Source organism: Caenimonas aquaedulcis (genome assembly GCF_015831345.1).
In the GTDB taxonomy this organism is placed as follows: Bacteria; Pseudomonadota; Gammaproteobacteria; order Burkholderiales; family Burkholderiaceae_C; genus Ramlibacter; species Ramlibacter aquaedulcis.
In genome coordinates this window covers 2,305,305-2,322,538 of the sequence record NZ_JADWYS010000001.1, presented here as the reverse complement: position 1 = coordinate 2,322,538, position 17,234 = coordinate 2,305,305, and the positions used below count along the sequence as shown (strand labels likewise).

The following is a 17,234-nucleotide window of genomic DNA, read 5'->3' as shown; positions in this document are numbered from 1 at the left end:
CATGACAAGACCCCTGCTGGGCTGTATCGCGGACGACTTCACCGGCGCGACCGACCTCGCCAACAACCTGGTGCGCGGCGGCATGCGCGTGGTGCAGGCGATCGGCGTGCCGGACGCACCGCTCGACGAGCCGGCCGATGCCATCGTGGTCGCGCTCAAGAGCCGCACCATTCCCGCGGACCAGGCGGTCGCGCAATCGCTGGAGGCGCTGTGCTGGCTGCAAGCGCAGGGCGTGCAGCAGGTGTACTTCAAATACTGCTCGACCTTCGACTCCACGCGCGCGGGCAACATCGGGCCGGTGACGGAAGCCCTGATGGACGCGCTGGGCTGCGACTTCACCATCGCCTGCCCCGCCTTTCCGGACAACGGCCGCACGGTCTTCAAGGGCTACCTCTTCGTGGGCGACGAGCTGCTGCATGAATCGGGCATGCGCAACCACCCGCTCACGCCGATGACGGATTCGAACCTCGTGCGCGTCCTGCAGTCGCAATCGAAGGGAAAGGTCGGACTGGTCGACTACCGCAGCGTCGCACGCGGGCCGGCCGGCATCGCGCAACGCATCGAACAACTGCGGGCGCAGGGCGTTCGCATGGCGGTGGTCGACGCGACGAGCAATGACGAACTGATCGCCGCAGGCCCCGCCTGGGCGGGGCTGCCGCTGGTCACCGCGGGCTCGGGCATCGCGATCGGCCTGCCGCAGAATTTCGGCTTGCATGCGGGCACGGGCGAAGCGGCGCAGCTGCCGCCCGCGCAGGGCCTGCGCGCCATCGTGTCGGGCAGCTGCTCCGTCGCGACGAATGCGCAGGTGGTGGAGTTCCTGCGCTCCGGCGGCGCGGGCTTCGCGATCGATCCCCTGCAGCTGGCCGCGGGCCAGGACGTGCCGGCGCAGGCGCTGGAATGGGCCCGCTCGCGGCTGGAGGCGGGGCCGGTGCTGGTCTACGCGACGGCCGAGCCCGCGTCCGTGCGCGCGGTGCAGGACCGCCTGGGGGTCGAAGCCGCGGGTGCGCTGGTGGAGAACGCCCTGGCCGCCATCGCGCAGGGCCTGGTGCGGGCCGGTGTCGCGCAACTCGTGGTGGCGGGGGGTGAAACCTCGGGCGCCTGCGTGCAGGCGCTCGGCATCGCGCGCATGCGCATCGGGCCGCAGATCGCGCCCGGCGTGCCCTGGTGCCACGCGCGTTCGCCGCTCGCGCCGCAAGGCCTGCACCTGGCGTTGAAGTCGGGCAATTTCGGCGGGGCGGGGTTCTTCCGCGACGCCTTCGAGCTACTGCGCTGATACGGGCCATGGCCACAGCCCGCAGCTCCCGCAAACCGCTCGCGCCGGCACCGTCGCGGGTGAGCGCGCTGATCCCGACACTCGCCTCGCGCATCGTCGAGCTGATCCGCCGCGAGGACTTCCCCCTCGGACACCGCCTGACCGAGCAGTCGCTGGGGGAAGAACTCGGCGTCTCCCGCTCGCCGGTGCGCAAGGCCTTGCAGTACCTCGCGGGCCAGGGCGTCGTGAGTTCGCAGCCGCACCGCGGCTTCCAGCTCGCGCTGCCGCGCGAGAAATTGGCGCGGCTGGACCTCGCGCCTGTCGCGGACTCCGAGGACTCCACCTACCTGCGCATCGCCAACGACCGCATCGCCGGGAAACTGGAGCAGGAGGTCAGCGAGGCGGATCTCATGGCGCGTTACGGTTTGGCGCGGCCGGCGGTGCAGCGCATCCTCAACCGCATGGCGCGCGAAGGGATGGTGGATCGCAAGCCGGGGCGCGGCTGGATCTTCCGCCCGCTGCTCAACGACCTCGCCTCGCACCGCGAGAGCTATCGCTTCCGCATGATCATCGAGCCCGCGGCCATCCTCGAGCCGGGCTACGACATCGACCGCGCCGAGCTGGAGAAGTGCCGGCGCGAGCAGCTCGCGCTGCTGGAAGGCGGGCCACTGCGTTGCAACCCCGCGCAGCTGTTCCAGGCCGGCGTGCACCTGCACGAGACGCTGGTGGCGGGCGCGCACAACCGATTCCTGCTGGAGTCGCTGCGCACCATCAACCAGATGCGCCGCGTGGTGGAGTACGGCACGCGGCTGGACGCCGCGCGCCTGCAGCGCCAATGCGAGGAGCACCTCGCGCTGATCGACCTGCTCGCGCGCGGCGAGCGCATGGAAGCCGCGCAGTTCCTGCGCCAGCACCTGAACACCGCGCGCATCACCAAACTGGGAGAAGCGTCATGAACGAAGCGCAGGCGAGGGACGAGATCTGCCGCGTCGGCGCGAGCCTCTTCGCGCGCGGCTACGTGCATGCGACGGCGGGCAACATCAGCGTGCGGCTGCCCGCCGCCGATGGCGGCGGATTCCTCATCACGCCGACCGATGCCTGCCTGGGCACGCTCGACCCGGCGCGCCTCGCGAAGCTCGACGACGCCGGCGTGCAGACGGGCGGCGACCGCGCGAGCAAGACCATCGCGTTGCATCGCGCCATCTACGACGCGACCGCGGCCGCCGGACAGCCCGCGCACTGCGTGATCCACACGCACAGCACGCATTGCGTGGCGGCGAGCCTGTCGCCGCCCCCCGGCGTGCCCGAAGGCGAACTGCTGGCGCCGATCACCCCGTATTTCGTGATGAAGGTGGGCCACGTGCCGCTCGTCCCGTATCACCGCCCCGGCGATGCCGCTGCGGCGCATGCGGTGGCCCAGGCCATTGCGCGGCATGCGGCGCGCGGCGTGCCGATCCGCGTGGTGATGCTCTCGCGGCTCGGCCCCAACGTCTGGCACGACACGCCCGCACAGGCGATGGCGGTGCTCGAGGAGCTGGAAGAGACGGCGAAGCTCGCGGTGCTCGATCGCGGCGCGGCGCGGCCGCTGGACGAATCGCAGATCGAGGACTTGCGCCGGACCTTCGGCGCGCAGTGGTGAGCTGACCGCCGGGAGAAACTCAGGCAGCGGGCGCGACGGAGGCGCCCTGGATTCCGTGCCGCTGCAGAGCCTTCGCCACGAAGCCGCTCGCCTTCATCTCCTCGACGAAACGCGCGAGTTCCGCGGCGGCTTCGGGCCCGCGGCTCTTGGGCAGGCCCATCGCCTGCTGGATCACCATGAAGCGCCCGGGCAGCAGGCGCACGCCGGGCACGCGCTGCGCATCGGATTCGAGTTGCTGCTTCACCCCGGCGGCGACGTCGAAGCCGCCCTGCATGAAGTGATCGACGACGGCCTGGGAGGTGGCGGCGCGTTCGAGGCTCGCGTGGCGGATCTCGCGCGTGAGATACAGGTCGTACGCGCTCGCTTTGCCCACCACGACCGTGCGGCCCGGCACGTCCACCTCGCCGTTGGATTGCAGGGGCGACTCCTGCCGGACCATGTAGGCGCCCTCGATCAGCACGTAAGGCGCGGTGAACGCGATGCTCTCGCCGCGCGCGGGATCGACGGCGAAGAAGCCGAAGTCCGCGCGCTCTTCGGCCACCGCGGCGACCGACTTGCCCGCGGCGTCGAACACCACGAGCTCCAGCGGCAGGCCGAGGCGCTTCGCGAATTCACCTGCCAGGTCCACCGAGACGCCATGCGGTTGCGCCGCGCCGGGCGCCTGGCTGGCGAGGATCGGGTTGCCGAGGTTGATGGAGGCGCGCAAGGTGCCGGTGGGTGCGAAGGTCCGGAGGAGGGCGGGGGTGATCGTCATGGCGGCGGTGTCGTAGAAGGGATCACGCGACCATACCGCAAGCGCTCCCGCTGCGGCGGCCTCACGCCAGCAGCTGCACGTTGCCTCCCGCCGCGGTCGTATTGATCGTGAGAGTCTGTTCCGCGCAAAAGCGGTACAGGTAATGCGGGCCGCCGGCCTTCGGCCCGGTGCCCGACAGGCCCTCGCCGCCGAAGGGCTGCACGCCCACGACGGCGCCGATCATGTTGCGGTTGACGTAGACGTTGCCGATGTGCGCCTGCGTGGCCAGCGCGTCCGCGCGGCTGTCGATGCGGGTCTGGATGCCCAGCGTGAGTCCGTAGCCGAGCGCATTCACTTCGTCGATGACCGCCTGCGGGTCGCCGCGCCAGCGCACGATGTGCAGCACGGGGCCGAAGATTTCGCGGCGCACGTCGGCGATGCTGTTCATCTCGAAGGCCTGCGGCGCGATGAGATGGGACCCCGGCGTGACGGGAGAAGGCGGCAGCAGCGCCCGGGCTTCGCCATGCAGGCGCTGGAGTTGCTGCTGCAATCCGTCGAAGGCTTCGTCGTCGATGACCGGCCCGACGTCGGTGGACAGCAGCGCGGGATCGCCCGTCACGAGCTCGCGCGCGGCGCCCTGGATCATCTCGATCACGCCGTCGGCGATGCCCTCGTGCACGCACAGGAGGCGCAGCGCCGAGCAGCGCTGACCCGCCGAGCGGAAGGCGCTCTGCACGACTGCATCGGTGACCTGCTCGGGCAGCGCGGTGGAATCGACCAGCATCGCGTTGATGCCGCCCGTTTCGGCGATCAGCGGGACGATCGGGCCGTCCTTGTCGGCGAGGGCGCGCTGGATGATCTTGGCGACTTGCGTCGAGCCGGTGAAGACGACGCCGGCGACGCGCGGATGCGCAACGAGCGCCGCGCCGACGGTTTCGCCGGGGCCGTGCAGGCATTGCAGCGCGTCTTTCGGCACGCCGGCTTCGTGCAGCAGCGCGACGGCTTCGAGCGCGATCGCGGGCGTCTGTTCCGCGGGCTTGGCGAGCACGGTGTTGCCGGTGGCGAGCGCGGCCGCCACCTGGCCGGTGAAGATCGCGAGCGGAAAGTTCCAGGGGCTGATGCACACCCAGGGGCCGCGCGGGGTCAAGCGCAGTTCGTTGGTCTCTCCCGTGGGCCCAGGCATCGCGACGGGCTGCATGATGCGCTCGGCCTCGTTCGCGTAGTAGCGCAGGAAGTCGACCGCCTCGCGCACCTCGGACACGCAGTCGCCCCAGGTCTTGCGCGCTTCCTTCACCAGCAGCGCGCACAGCGCGGGCATGCGTGCTTCCATCATGTCCGCTGCGCGGCGCAGTACGGCCGCGCGCGTGGCCACCGGCGTCGCGCGCCACGCGGGGTAGGCGGCGAGCGAGCGCGTCATGGCCGCGGCCACGTCTTGCGCGCTGTTCTCCGCGACGTGCGGCGCGCTGGCCTGGCCGAGCGCCGCGAGCAGGGGCGCGCGCATGCTGTCCACCGTGAGGTCCAGGCCCGCGCTGTTCGCGCGTTGCGGGCCGTAGAGCTCGAGCGGCAGGGGCAGCGAAGGCGCCGGCTCCAGGCGCAGCGGCGAGACGAGCAGCTGGTCCATGCCCACCGATTCGTCGGCGAGCTGGTGGACGAAGGAGGAGTTCGCGCCGTTCTCCAGCAGCCGGCGCACGAGATAGGCGAGCAGGTCGCGATGCTGGCCGACGGGCGCGTACACCCGGCAGGCGATGAGTGGGTTGCGCATCACTTCGCGGTAGACACCTTCGCCCATGCCGTGCAGGCGTTGGAGTTCGAAGGCGCTGCCGGTCCTCGACGCCATCTGCAGGATGGCGGCGATGGTGCCCGCGTTGTGCGTGGCGAACTGCGGATAGATCACGTCCTGCGCCTGGAGCAGCGCGCGCGCGCAGGCGAGGTAGGAAATGTCCGTGTGGTGCTTGTGCGTGAACACCGGGTAGTGGGGCAGGCCGGCTTCCTGCGCGCGCTTGATTTCGGCGTCCCAATAGGCGCCCTTGACGAGGCGGCACATGAAGCGCAGTCGGTAGCGGCGGGCGATTTCCGCGACATGCTGGATCAACTCCAGCGCGCGTGTCTGGTAGGCCTGCAGCGCGAGCCCGAATCCCTGCCACTGCGGGTGCTGCGCCGCGATGCGCTGCGCGAGCGCCTCGAAGACGTCGAGCGAGAGTTCCAGCCGGTCCACTTCCTCCGCGTCGATGGTGAGGTTGATGTTCGCGCGCGCCGCCTGCTCGCACAGGCCCCACACGCGCGGCACCAGCTCGCGCAGCACGCGCTCGCGCTGCGCGTCCTCGTAGCGAGGATGCAGCGCGCTCAGCTTGATCGAAATGCCGTCGTTGCGCTCGACCGGGCCGTCGGCCTTCGCGCGTGTCGCGATCGATTCGATCGCGTGGCGGTAACTCTCGAGATAGCGCAGCGCATCGTCTCCGGTGCGCGCGCCTTCGCCGAGCATGTCGTAGGAGAAGCGCACGTTCTCCTGCTGGCGTCGCGCGGCATCCGCTTCCTTCATCGCCTCGCCGATGTCCTGGCCGAGCACGAACTGCCGGCCCAGCAGCTGCACCGCGCGAAGCGTCGCGGCGACGACGGTCTTCGCGCCGAGCTTTCCGAAGAGGCCTCGCTCGCGCTCCTCGCCCGGCAGGAATTTCTTGGACATCGCGATCGCCGTTTGCGACAACCGTGCGAGCGCGCCGTCGGTGGCGCCGTCGAAGTCCGCGCGGCCCAGCTGGTCGGCGGTGAGCGCGATGGCCGTCTCCGCATCGGGCACGCGCAGCAGCGCTTCCGCCAGGCGCATGAGGGCGAGGCCCTCCGCGCTGGAGATCGGGTATTCCTTCAGCAGGCTTTCCATCGCCCAGAACGGGGGCGGGTGCCGGCGCACGGCTTCCACCCAGGGACGGGCGACCTGCGCAGCGGCGGCCCAGTCGAGCGCGCCACCGAGGGAGCGCAGACGGTCGCCGACGACGCCGGCTTCGGGGCGGTAGGGGAAGGGCAGGCGCTGGGTGGGCGGCGGGAGCGGGTCGGGCGATGGGGTCATGCCCCCGATGGTGTCTGGCTTTGCAGTGAATTTCACGCTAAATTTCGGCGATTCGCCGAACCAATCACTAGCCATGCCGGAAGCAAGCTCCGAAATCGACAAGATCGACTTGAAAATCCTGAACGTCCTGCAGCAGGACGGGCGGGTGTCCAACCTCAAGCTGGCCGAGGCGGTGACGCTCTCGCCCACCGCCGTCCTGGCGCGCGTCCAGCGCCTCACCCGGGACGGCTACATCCTGGGTTACGAAGCGCGCCTCAACCCGCTGAAGCTGGGCGCGGGGATGATGGTCTTCGTCGAGGTGCTGCTGGACCGCACCACGCCCAATGTGTTCGAGGCGTTCAAGGCGGCAGTCCAGGTGCACGGCGAGATCATGGAATGCCATATGGTCGCGGGCGGCTTCGACTACCTGCTCAAGACGCGCATGGCGGACATGCGGGCCTACCGAGACTTCGCGGGCACGGTGCTGTGGCAGCTGCCCGGCGTGCGCGAGACGCGCACCTACGCGGTGATGGAAGAGGTGAAGAGCACGACGCGTCTGGCGTTGGGTTTCTGATTGCCCTACATTCGCACACGATGACGTATCTACTCGCACTCGACCAAGGCACTTCCAGTTCGCGCAGCATCGTTTTCGATGAGGGGGGACAGGTGGTCGCGCAGGCGCAGCAGGAGCTGCCGCAGATCTATCCGCAGCCCGGCTGGGTCGAGCATGACCCGATGGAGATCTGGCGCGGCCAGCTTGCCACCGCGCAGGAGGCGATCGCGAAGGCGGGCCTCGCGGTCGGCGACATCCAGGCGCTGGGCATCACGAACCAGCGCGAGACGACGGTGATCTGGAACCGCAAGACCGGCCGCCCGATCCATCACGCGATCGTGTGGCAGGACCGTCGCGGCGAACCCACCTGTGCGCGGCTGCGCGAGCAGGGGCATGCGCAGCTGATCCAGTCGCGCACCGGCCTTCTGATCGACTCCTACTTCTCGGCGACGAAAATCCAGTGGCTGCTGGAACACGTGCCCGGCGCGCGCGAGCAGGCGAAGCGGGGCGAGCTCGCCTTCGGCACCATCGACAGCTGGCTGCTCTGGCAGCTCACCGGCGGTGCGCTGCATGCGACCGACGTGACGAACGCCTCGCGCACGATGCTCTTCAACGTGCACCGCAACGAGTGGGATGCGGAGCTGCTCGCGCTGCTGGACGTGCCGGTGGAACTGATGCCCAAGGTGCTGCCGTCCAGCGCGGTGTATGGCGAGACGGTGCCCGCGCTGCTGGGCGGCTCGATCATGATCGGCGGCGTCGCGGGCGACCAGCAGAGCGCGCTCTTCGGGCAGGCCTGCTTCGACGCGGGCATGGCCAAGAACACCTACGGCACGGGCTGCTTCATGCTGATGCACACCGGCTCGAAGTTCCAGACCTCGTCGAACGGGCTGCTCACGACCAGCGCGGCGCAGACCGGGCCCCGCACGGAATTCGCGACCGAGGGCAGCGTGTTCGTCGGGGGTGCGGTGGTGCAGTGGCTGCGCGACGGGCTGCGCGCGATCAAGGGCAGCGGTGAGGTGCAGGGCCTCGCCGAGAGCGTGCCCGACTCGGGCGGCGTGATGGTCGTGCCGGCGTTCACGGGGCTGGGAGCTCCCTATTGGAAGCCGGACGCCCGCGGCACGATCACGGGCCTCACGCGCGGCACGACGCTCGCGCACATTGCGCGCGCATCGCTGGAAAGCATCGCCTACCAGAGCGCCGCATTGCTGCAGGCCATGAGCCGCGACGCCGTGGCCGCGGGCGCCGCGCCGGTGAGCGAATTGCGCGTCGACGGGGGCGCTTGCGTCAACGACCTGCTGATGCAATTCCAGGCGGACCTGCTGGGCATCCCGGTCGTGCGCCCGGCCGTCACGGAAACCACCGCGCTGGGCGCCGCCTACCTTGCGGGCCTCGCGCGCGGGGTCTACAAGGACACGGACGAACTGTCCAAGCTGTGGAAGTCCGAGCGCCGCTTCATCCCGACCCTGGACCGCGCCCGGGCGGGGGAACTCATGGCGGGCTGGGAGCACGCCGTGCGGCAGGCCACTGCGGCTTGAGACTTGCCACGGTCGGGACCTTTGGCAAGAATGCGCCATCCACCAGCCAGGGGAATCCAGATGAAGCGCTTCAGCCTCCTAGCGACCCTTCTTTTCGCTGCAGCGGCACTGCCGGCCGCGGCCCAGTCCCTCAAGCCCGGCCTCTGGGAAATCACGAGCAGGATGCAGAGCGGCAGCGGCGAGATGGAGCAGAAGATGGCTCAGATGCAGCAGCAGCTGGCCAGCATGCCGCCCGACCAGCGCAAGATGATGGAAGAGGCGATGGCGCAGCGCGGCATGAAGATGGGCGGTGGCGGCCCCGGCGGCATGACGCTGCAGATGTGCATGACCAGGGAGATGGTCGAGCGCAACGAGATTCCGTCGCAAAAAGGCGACTGCAAGACCACCCAGCAGTCGCGCAGCGGCAACACCATGAAGATGGCCTTCGCCTGCACCAACCCGCCTTCCAGCGGAGAGGGCACCATGACCTTCACCAGCCCCGAGGCCTATTCCACGAAGATGACGGTGAACACCACGGTCCAGGGCAAGCCCGAGAAGATGAACATGGAAAGCTCCGGCAAGTGGCTCGCGGCCGACTGCGGCTCGGTCAAGCCGCCGGCGATGCCGAAGAAGTAGCCCGCCCGCCGAAGATCGCGGTGCCCACGCGCACCAGGGTGCTGCCCGCGGCGATCGCGGCTTCCAGGTCGGCCGTCATGCCCATCGACAGGGTGTCGATCGCCAGGCCTGCCGCCTTCAGTTCGTCGAACAAGGCGCGTGCGCGCGCATGCACCGCCTTTTGCGCCGCGAAGTCCGCGGCGGGCTCGGGGAGGGTCATCAGGCCCCGAAGCGCGAGCCGGGGCAGCTGCGCGACCTCGCGGGCGAGCGCCAGGGCTTCCTTCGGATCGACCCCCGATTTGGTGCCGCCGCCGTCGATGTTCACCTGGATGCAGACCTGTAACGGGGGCAGCCCTTCCGGCCGCTGTTCGGAGAGCCGCTGCGCGATCTTCAGGCGATCCACCGTGTGCGCCCAGTCGAAGTGCGCGGCGACGAGGCGCGTCTTGTTGCTCTGGATGGGGCCGATGCAGTGCCACTGCAAGGGAAGGTCCCGCAGGAGGCCGATCTTCTCGACGCCTTCCTGGATGTAGTTCTCGCCGAAGGCCGTCTGCCCCGCCGCGAAGGCTTCCCGCACCGCGTCGGGGACGAACGTCTTGGAGACGGCCAGCAACGTGACTTCGTTCACGGGGCGGTTGGCCCCCGCGCAGGCCGCTTCGATCCGCTCGCGAACTCTCTGGAGGTTGTTGGAAATCGTGGTCATAATCAACCGGCAACCGTTCGGATTCGAGAAATAGAGGGACCCGTGGATATTACCCAGCTGCTGGCTTTCAGCGTGAAGAACAAGGCGTCCGACCTGCACCTGTCGGCCGGCTTGCCCCCCATGATCCGCGTCCATGGCGACGTGCGCCGCATCAACGTCGATGCCCTGGACCACAAGGCGGTCCATGCCATGGTGTACGACATCATGAACGACACCCAGCGCAAGAACTACGAAGAGTTCCTGGAGGTCGACTTCTCCTTCGAGATCGACGGGCTCGCGCGCTTCCGCGTCAACGCCTTCAACCAGAACCGCGGCGCCGGCGCCGTGTTCCGGACCATCCCCTCCAAGATCCTGACGCTCGAGCAGCTGAACGCGCCCAAGATCTTCGGCGACCTCGCGCTCAAGCCGCGCGGCATGGTGCTGGTGACGGGGCCCACCGGTTCGGGCAAGTCGACCACGCTCGCCGCGATGGTGAACTTCCTGAACGAAACCGAGTTCGGCCACATCCTCACCGTGGAAGACCCGATCGAGTTCGTGCACGAATCCAAGAAGTGCCTGATCAACCAGCGCGAGGTCGGGCCGATGACGCTCTCCTTCGCCGCGGCGCTGAAGTCCGCGCTGCGCGAAGACCCCGACGCGATCCTCGTGGGCGAAATGCGGGACCTGGAAACCATCCGCCTCGCGATGACCGCCGCGGAAACGGGCCACCTGGTGTTCGGCACGCTGCACACGTCCAGCGCCGCCAAGACCATCGACCGGATCATCGACGTGTTCCCGGCCGAGGAAAAGGAAATGATCCGCGCGATGCTGTCCGAGTCGCTGCAGGCCGTGATCTCGCAGACGCTGTGCAAGACCAAGGACGGCAACGGCCGCGTCGCCGCGCACGAGATCATGCTGGGCACCTCGGCGATCCGCAACCTGATCCGCGAGGCGAAGGTGGCGCAGATGTATTCGGCCATCCAGACCGGCAACAGCTTCGGCATGCAGACGCTGGACCAGAACCTCGCGGACCTGGTGAAGCGCAACATCATCAGCCCCGCCGAAGCGCGCGGCAAGGCCAAGATCCCGGAAAACTTCCCGGGCTGATCACGCGACCATCGCAGGCAATCGAATTAGGGGTTCATCACCATGGAACGCGACCAGGCAACAAAATTCATCAACGACCTGCTGAAGCTGATGGTCAGCCGCAACGGCAGCGACCTGTTCATCACGGGCGACTTCCCGCCGGCGATCAAGGTCGACGGCAAGGTGACCAAGGTGTCGCCGCAGCCGCTCAATTCCGGGCACACGCTGGCGCTGGCGCGCTCGATCATGAACGACAAGCAGGCCGCGGAATTCGAGCGCACCAAGGAGTGCAACTTCGCGATCTCGCCGCCGGGCATCGGGCGCTTCCGCGTGAACGCGTTCGTGCAACAGGGCAAGGTCGGCATGGTGCTGCGGGTGATCCCGCAGGTGCTGCCGACGATCGACGGGCTGGGCGTGCCGCAGGTGCTGAAGGACGTCGTGATGTCCAAGCGCGGGCTGTGCATCCTGGTCGGCTCCACGGGCTCGGGCAAGTCGACGACGCTCGCCGCGATGATCGACTGGCGCAACGAGAATTCGCAGGGCCACATCATCACGATCGAGGACCCGGTCGAATTCGTACATCCGCACAAGAACTGCGTGATCACCCAGCGGGAAGTGGGCCTGGACACCGACAACTGGGAAGCCGCGCTGAAGAACACGCTGCGCCAGGCGCCCGACGTGATCCTCATGGGCGAAATCCGCGACCGCGAGACCATGGAGCACGCCATCGCCTTCGCCGAAACCGGCCACCTGTGCATGGCGACCCTGCACGCCAACAGCGCCAACCAAGCGCTGGACCGCGTGATCAACTTTTTCCCCGAAGAGCGGCGTGCGCAGCTCCTGATGGACCTGTCGCTCAACCTCAAGGCCTTCATCTCGCAACGCCTGGTGCCCAAGCAGGACGGCAAGGGCCGGCAGGCCGCGGTGGAAATCATGCTGAACTCCCCGCTCGTGTCCGACCTGATCTTCAAGGGCGAAGTCTCCGAGATCAAGGAGATCATGAAAAAGAGCCGCCAGATGGGCATGCAGACCTTCGACCAGGCGTTGTTCGACCTCTTCGAGAACAACGTGGTCAGCTACGAAGACGCGCTGCGCAATGCGGACTCCGTGAACGACCTGCGCCTGCAGATCAAGCTCAACAGCCAGCGCGCCAAGACGCAGGACCTGTCCGCGGGCACCGAACACATGGCCATCGTCTGAGCGCCATGAGCAGTACCAACCCGAAGACTTACGAGCCCACGGCCCCGCGCAAAGTCGCCTTCCTCGGCCTGGGCGTCATGGGCTTTCCCATGGCGGGGCACCTGGCCCTGGCCGGCCACGACGTGGTGGTCTACAACCGCAGCGCCGCGAAAGCCAAGGCGTGGACGGATGAATTCAAGGGCAAGGCGGCAGCCACGCCGCGCGAAGCGGCGGCGGGGCGCGACATCGTGTTCTGTTGCGTCGGCAACGACGACGACCTGCGCGCGGTCGCGCTGGGCGACGACGGCGCCTTCGCCGGAATGTCCAGGGGCGCTGTCTTTGTCGACCACACGACGGCCTCGGCCAATGTCGCGCGCGAGTTGTATGCCGCCGCGACGGCCAAGGGTCTCGCCTTCGTCGACGCGCCCGTGTCGGGCGGCCAGGCCGGCGCCCAGAACGGCTTGCTCACGGTGATGTGCGGCGGCGACGCGGCGGCTTTCGAGACGGCCAGGCCCGTGGCGATGGCCTTCGCGCGCGCGTTCACGCTGCTGGGCGAGGCGGGCAGCGGCCAGCTCGCGAAGATGGTCAACCAGATCGCGATCGCGGGTCTCGTGCAGGGGCTGTCCGAGGCGATCGCCTTCGGGCAGCGGGCCGGCCTGGACATGAAGCAGGTGCTGGACGTGATCGGCAAGGGCGCCGCGCAAAGCTGGCAGATGGACAACCGCGGCAAGACGATGGTCGACGACAAGTTCGACTTCGGCTTCGCGGTGGACTGGATGCGCAAGGATCTCGGCCTCGTGCTCGACGAGGCCAAGCGCAACGGCGCGCGGCTGCCGGTGACGGCGCTGGTGGACCAGTTCTATGCGGACGTGCAGCAGCTCGGCGGCAAGCGCTGGGACACGTCCAGCCTGATCAAGCGCCTGAAATAGCGCCCGGCGCCGGCGTCAGAGCTTGACGCTGCCGCTTTGCTGCGGCGACAGGCGGCGCAGTTCCTCGTCGCTGATGATCTCGAAGATCCGCACGACACGCAGCACGCCGCCGATCGTGCGCGTGATCTGCGTCGCGCGCTCCGCCTCGCGCTGCGACACGCGGCCCATCAGGAACACCGTGCCCCGCTCGGTCACGACCTTGAACGCGCCCACGGAGAGATCCTTCGCGTCGACCAGGGACGCCTTGACCTTGCCGGTGACGAGCGTGTCGGACGAGCGCTGCGCCAGGGTGCTGTTGCCCATCACGGCGATCTCGTTGACGAGGCCCTTGACGTTCTCCACCCTGGAGACGGCCTGCTCCGCCGCCTGCTTGTCCTGCTCGCTCGGCACTTCGCCCGTGAGCAGCACCTGGCGGTTGTAGCTCGTGATGTTCACGTGCGCGCGGTCCGCGAGCACTTGCCGCAGCGCGCTGGCGCCGCGCAGTTCGATGCTTTCGTCCTCAATCTGGATGCCGGGGGTGCGGCGGTCGATGGTGACCATCGTGCCCAGCGCCGCGCCGCCGATGATGAGCGGCGCGCAGCCGGACAGGGCGGCTGCGAGCGTCGCGGCCGCGAGGAAGGTCAGCGCAGGTTGGCGAAGGGAGGTCATGTCGGGGGTTCCTGTTCTCCGAGGAGCTGGGCGTCCACGCCGTCGCAGATGCAGTGCAGGGCCAGGATGTGCACTTCCTGGATGCGCGCGGTGCGCTCGTGCGGGACGCAGATGTGGACGTCGGTCTCGCGCAGCGCGCCGGTCATCTTGCCGCCGCCGCGCCCGGTGAGGGCGACTACCGTCATCTCGCGCTCGTGCGCGGCTTCGATTGCAGCGAGCACGTTCGCGGAGTTGCCGCTCGTGGTGAGGGCGAGCAGCACGTCGCCGGCCTGGCCGAGCGCGCGCACCTGCTTGGAGAAGATGCGCTCGTAGTCGTAGTCGTTGGCGATCGCGGTGAGGATCGAGCTGTCGGTGGTCAGCGCGATCGCGCCGAGCTCGGGCCGTTCGCGCTCGAAGCGCCCGACGAACTCCGCCGAGAAGTGCTGCGCGTCGGCGGCCGAACCGCCGTTGCCGCAGGCGAGCACCTTGCCGCCGCTCGTGACACAGGCGAGGATCGCCTGCACCGCGGCCGCGATCGGCTTGCTGAGGACCTGCGCGGCCTGGTATTTGAGGTCGGCGCTGTCGATGAAGTGCTGTTGGATACGTTGCTCGAGCATGGCCGGGAATGATAACCGGGGCGATATGCACGTACAGGGGGGCGAGGAATCCATGAAACCAGCGCGGCCGTTCGCGCGTACAGTCAGCAAGACCGCAGTACCACCATGCCGACCACCGATTCCGACCTTCACCTCATCGCCCTGCTCGACAGGGTCGCGGCCCGCACCCTCACGCCCGGCCAGCAGGCGCCCGCGGAGGCCGCCCTGCGCGAGATCTACGACCTGACGTCGTCGCGCCTGTACGGGGTCGCCCTGCGCGTCGTGGGCAACCGCGAATGGGCCGAGGATGTGCTGCAGGAGGCCTACCTCAACATCTGGCGCATTGCCGGCGATTACCGCGCGTCCCTCAGCCCCCCGCTGGGCTGGATGGGCGTGATCGTGCGCAGCCGCGCGCTGGACTTCCTGCGGCGCCGCACCAGCGAGCGGGCCGACACCGCGCTGGAGTTCGACGAGGTCATGAACGACACGCTGGCGGGCGATGCGCAAGACCCGATGGATGCCAGCGACGCGAGCGAGCAGGCGCGGGCGCTGCACGACTGCCTGCGCCGGCTGGAAGCGCGCCAGCGCGAGGTGCTGAGCCTCGCCTACCTGCGCGACCTGAGCCACAGCGAACTCGCGGAGCAGTTGAAGGTGCCGCTGGGCACCGTGAAGACCTGGATTCGCCGGGGGATCGAACAGCTGCGCGGCTGCATGGCGCGGTTCGCATGAGGGAGCGCGCATGAACCTGAACCGACATCCCGAACTCGTCGACCGCCTCGCCGCTTCCTATGCGCTGGGCACGCTGCGCGGCGGCGCGCGCAGGCGCTTCGAGCAGCTCGCCCGGCAGGACGCGAGCATCCGCGCCCCGGCATTGCTGTGGCAGGAACGCTTCGCCGCGATGACGGAGCTGCAGCGCGCCGACATGCCTAGCGCCAACGTCTGGAAGCGCATCCAGAACGAGATCGAAGCCACGCGGCCCACGCGCGGCGTGGCGGCGAGCGAGCCCGCGCGCCAAGGCATCGCTTCGTGGTGGCGCGGCGCGGCGCTCGCGGGCGCCTTCGCGACGGTGGCCGCGGTGGGCGTCAGCGTGTCGGTGCTGCGCGCCCAGCCGGAAGTCAGTTACGTGGCCGTGCTCTCGGACGACAAGGCCACGGCGTCGCTGCTGGTCACGGTGGATCCGAAGCACAACACCATGACCATCAAGCGCGTCGGCGGCTACCAGGTAGCCGCGGACAAGTCGCTGCAGCTCTGGGCCCTGCCCGAAGCCGGCGGCCCGAGATCGCTCGCGGTGCTGGGCACCGATGGCGTCGCGCGCATCTCCACCGCACAGAGCTCCATCCGCCAGATGCCCGTTCTGGCGGTGAGCCTGGAGCCCAAGGGCGGCGTGCAGGGCGCGCCGACGGGGCCGGTGCTGTTCAAGGGGGCGTTGCTGCAGGCGCCTTAGGGTTCACAGCTGTCCTGGGAGGCGAGGGCAGTTCCGGCGATCAAGACGCGTCGAACGCCCCGCGCAGCCACTGGATCCCGCCCGGCTCCACGCTGACGACATCGAAGCGGCAGGGTGGCTGCTGGGGCAGGCGCATGAGGTAGTGGCGCGCGGCGAAGATGATGCGGCGCTGCTTGAAGTGGCTCACGCTCGCCGCCGCGCCGCCGAAGTCGCGGCTGGCGCGCTGGCGCACCTCGACGAAGACCAGCGTGCCGCCGGGCTCGCGCATCACGAGGTCGATTTCCCCGCCGCCGCGCCCCGGCGTTCGATAATTGCGCGTGAGCAGCCGCAGGCCCTGGCCCTGCAGATGGGCCAGCGCGGCGCCCTCGGCGGCGTCGCCGGCCTGCTTCGTGGTGGTGGTGCGGGTGGTACTGCCGTCTGCCTTCTTGCGTGGAGTTTCCATTTGAGCGCTTCTTTTTCTTCGGCCTTGACCGCGGCCCGCGAGGCGGCCGGGTCGCAGCATTATCCGCAAGGGGCGCTCTACATCGTCGCCACGCCCATCGGCAATCTCGCCGACGTGAGCCTGCGCGCGCTGCACGTGCTGGCGATCGCCGAGACGGTGGCGTGCGAGGACACGCGGCACACGCAGACGCTGCTGCGCGCCTACGGCATCGACAAGAGTCCGTCGCAGTGGCTGGCCGTGCACCAGCACAACGAAGCGGAGGCCGCCCAGAAGGTGGTCGAGCGCCTGGCCGCGGGGCAGCGCGTCGCGTACGCGAGCGATGCGGGCACGCCCGCCGTGAGCGACCCGGGCGCGCGCCTGGCCGCCGCGGTGCGCGATGCGGGTTTTCGCGTCGTGCCCCTGCCCGGCGCGAGCAGCGTGACGGCGGCGCTGAGCGTGGCCGGTGCGTCGGGCGACGATGGGGCTTTCGTGTTCGCGGGCTTCCTGCCCTCGAAGGCGACCGAGCGCGACCGCGCGGTGCAGGTGCTCGGCGCCGAGCCGCGCGCGCAGGTGCTGCTGGAAGCGCCGCATCGCATCGAAGCGCTCGCCGCCTCGCTCGCCGCGCTGGGCGAGCGGCGCATCACGGTCGGGCGCGAGCTCACCAAGCAGTTCGAGGAAGTCGCGACGCTGCCCTGCGCGCAGTTCGCCGCCTGGCTCGCGGCCGATGCGCAGCGCACACGCGGCGAATTCGCGCTCGTGCTGCACGCCGCGCCGCAAGCCGCGCAAGGCGATGGCGGGTTGCGTGTATTGACGCTGCTGCTGCAGGAGTTGCCCTTGAAGACCGCCGTGAAGCTCGCCGCGGAAATCACCGGCGAGCCGCGCAACGATCTCTACGACGCAGCCCTGCGCATCAAGCAGTCCTGAGCG

18 protein-coding genes are annotated in these 17,234 nt (G+C 69.1%); 12 read left to right on the top strand and 6 right to left on the bottom strand.

What is annotated here, in order from left to right:
* The first annotated feature begins 1 nt into the window (after position 1).
* The 3 genes from otnK to I5803_RS11145 are packed head-to-tail and all read left to right on the top strand — an operon-like array spanning position 2 to position 2,891.
* Positions 2–1,273: a 3-oxo-tetronate kinase gene (gene otnK / locus I5803_RS11155; RefSeq protein WP_196986432.1), complete on the top strand. Its 1,272-nt coding sequence runs from the start codon at positions 2–4 to the stop codon at positions 1,271–1,273.
* A gap of 8 nt (positions 1,274–1,281) precedes the next feature.
* Entirely contained in the window at positions 1,282–2,208 is a 927-nt protein-coding gene (locus tag I5803_RS11150) for a GntR family transcriptional regulator (RefSeq protein WP_196986431.1), read from the top strand.
* The gene (locus tag I5803_RS11145; protein ID WP_196986430.1) at positions 2,205–2,891 is read left to right on the top strand and encodes a class II aldolase/adducin family protein; all 687 of its coding nucleotides are present in this window, start codon (positions 2,205–2,207) and stop codon (positions 2,889–2,891) included. The genes I5803_RS11150 and I5803_RS11145 overlap by 4 nt, the downstream gene beginning before the upstream one ends.
* Before the next feature lie 19 nt (positions 2,892–2,910).
* On the opposite strand, the gene I5803_RS11140 is transcribed toward I5803_RS11145, so the two are convergent.
* Both I5803_RS11140 and I5803_RS11135 read right to left on the bottom strand, forming a co-directional pair.
* A complete protein-coding gene (locus I5803_RS11140; RefSeq protein WP_196986429.1) occupies positions 2,911–3,645 on the bottom strand; it encodes an ABC transporter substrate-binding protein in 735 nt (244 codons plus the stop codon).
* A gap of 61 nt (positions 3,646–3,706) precedes the next feature.
* Positions 3,707–6,685, bottom strand: a complete 2,979-nt coding sequence (locus tag I5803_RS11135; protein WP_196986428.1) for an L-glutamate gamma-semialdehyde dehydrogenase — start codon at positions 6,683–6,685, stop codon at positions 3,707–3,709.
* Between the two features lie 73 nt (positions 6,686–6,758).
* Between I5803_RS11135 and I5803_RS11130 the strand changes: the two genes are divergently transcribed.
* The 3 genes from I5803_RS11130 to I5803_RS11120 are packed head-to-tail and all read left to right on the top strand — an operon-like array spanning position 6,759 to position 9,367.
* Positions 6,759–7,238 (top strand): Lrp/AsnC ligand binding domain-containing protein, encoded by a 480-nt coding sequence (locus tag I5803_RS11130; RefSeq protein WP_196986427.1) that lies wholly within the window; start codon positions 6,759–6,761, stop codon positions 7,236–7,238.
* A 20-nt stretch (positions 7,239–7,258) separates the two neighbouring features.
* The gene (gene glpK, locus I5803_RS11125) at positions 7,259–8,752 is read left to right on the top strand and encodes a glycerol kinase GlpK (RefSeq protein WP_196986426.1); all 1,494 of its coding nucleotides are present in this window, start codon (positions 7,259–7,261) and stop codon (positions 8,750–8,752) included.
* 60 nt (positions 8,753–8,812) lie between these two features.
* Positions 8,813–9,367 carry a DUF3617 domain-containing protein gene (locus I5803_RS11120; RefSeq protein WP_196986425.1) on the top strand — a complete coding sequence of 185 codons (555 nt, stop codon included), beginning with the start codon at positions 8,813–8,815 and terminating at the stop codon, positions 9,365–9,367.
* Here the strand turns inward: I5803_RS11120 and I5803_RS11115 are convergent.
* Entirely contained in the window at positions 9,339–10,046 is a 708-nt protein-coding gene (locus I5803_RS11115) for a YggS family pyridoxal phosphate-dependent enzyme (RefSeq protein WP_196986424.1), read from the bottom strand. The genes I5803_RS11120 and I5803_RS11115 overlap by 29 nt on opposite strands.
* A gap of 42 nt (positions 10,047–10,088) precedes the next feature.
* On the opposite strand from I5803_RS11115, the gene I5803_RS11110 reads away from it, so the two are divergent.
* Genes I5803_RS11110 through I5803_RS11100 form a run of 3 tightly spaced genes read left to right on the top strand, consistent with a single transcriptional unit; the run spans position 10,089 to position 13,219 of the window.
* Complete coding sequence (locus tag I5803_RS11110) at positions 10,089–11,132, top strand: type IV pilus twitching motility protein PilT (RefSeq protein WP_196986423.1); 1,044 nt, start codon at positions 10,089–10,091, stop codon at positions 11,130–11,132.
* A 42-nt stretch (positions 11,133–11,174) separates the two neighbouring features.
* Positions 11,175–12,311 (top strand): PilT/PilU family type 4a pilus ATPase, encoded by a 1,137-nt coding sequence (locus I5803_RS11105; RefSeq protein ID WP_196986422.1) that lies wholly within the window; start codon positions 11,175–11,177, stop codon positions 12,309–12,311.
* Positions 12,312–12,316: 5 nt separating this feature from the next.
* A complete protein-coding gene (locus tag I5803_RS11100; protein ID WP_196986421.1) occupies positions 12,317–13,219 on the top strand; it encodes an NAD(P)-dependent oxidoreductase in 903 nt (300 codons plus the stop codon).
* 15 nt (positions 13,220–13,234) lie between these two features.
* On the opposite strand, the gene I5803_RS11095 is transcribed toward I5803_RS11100, so the two are convergent.
* Positions 13,235–13,867, bottom strand: coding sequence for a BON domain-containing protein (locus I5803_RS11095; protein WP_196986420.1), 633 nt, complete (start codon positions 13,865–13,867; stop codon positions 13,235–13,237).
* Positions 13,864–14,463, bottom strand: coding sequence for a phosphoheptose isomerase (locus tag I5803_RS11090; protein ID WP_196986419.1), 600 nt, complete (start codon positions 14,461–14,463; stop codon positions 13,864–13,866). The genes I5803_RS11095 and I5803_RS11090 overlap by 4 nt, the downstream gene beginning before the upstream one ends.
* A gap of 105 nt (positions 14,464–14,568) precedes the next feature.
* Here I5803_RS11090 and I5803_RS11085 point away from each other — a divergent pair, with 105 nt between their 5' ends.
* Both I5803_RS11085 and I5803_RS11080 read left to right on the top strand, forming a co-directional pair.
* Positions 14,569–15,171 (top strand): RNA polymerase sigma factor, encoded by a 603-nt coding sequence (locus tag I5803_RS11085; RefSeq protein ID WP_196986418.1) that lies wholly within the window; start codon positions 14,569–14,571, stop codon positions 15,169–15,171.
* A 10-nt stretch (positions 15,172–15,181) separates the two neighbouring features.
* A complete protein-coding gene (locus tag I5803_RS11080) occupies positions 15,182–15,886 on the top strand; it encodes an anti-sigma factor (protein ID WP_196986417.1) in 705 nt (234 codons plus the stop codon).
* Between the two features lie 40 nt (positions 15,887–15,926).
* On the opposite strand, the gene I5803_RS11075 is transcribed toward I5803_RS11080, so the two are convergent.
* Complete coding sequence (locus I5803_RS11075; RefSeq protein ID WP_196986416.1) at positions 15,927–16,328, bottom strand: YraN family protein; 402 nt, start codon at positions 16,326–16,328, stop codon at positions 15,927–15,929.
* Between I5803_RS11075 and rsmI the strand changes: the two genes are divergently transcribed.
* Positions 16,329–17,231, top strand: coding sequence for a 16S rRNA (cytidine(1402)-2'-O)-methyltransferase (gene rsmI, locus I5803_RS11070; protein ID WP_231402389.1), 903 nt, complete (start codon positions 16,329–16,331; stop codon positions 17,229–17,231).
* Positions 17,232–17,234 lie beyond the last annotated feature (3 nt).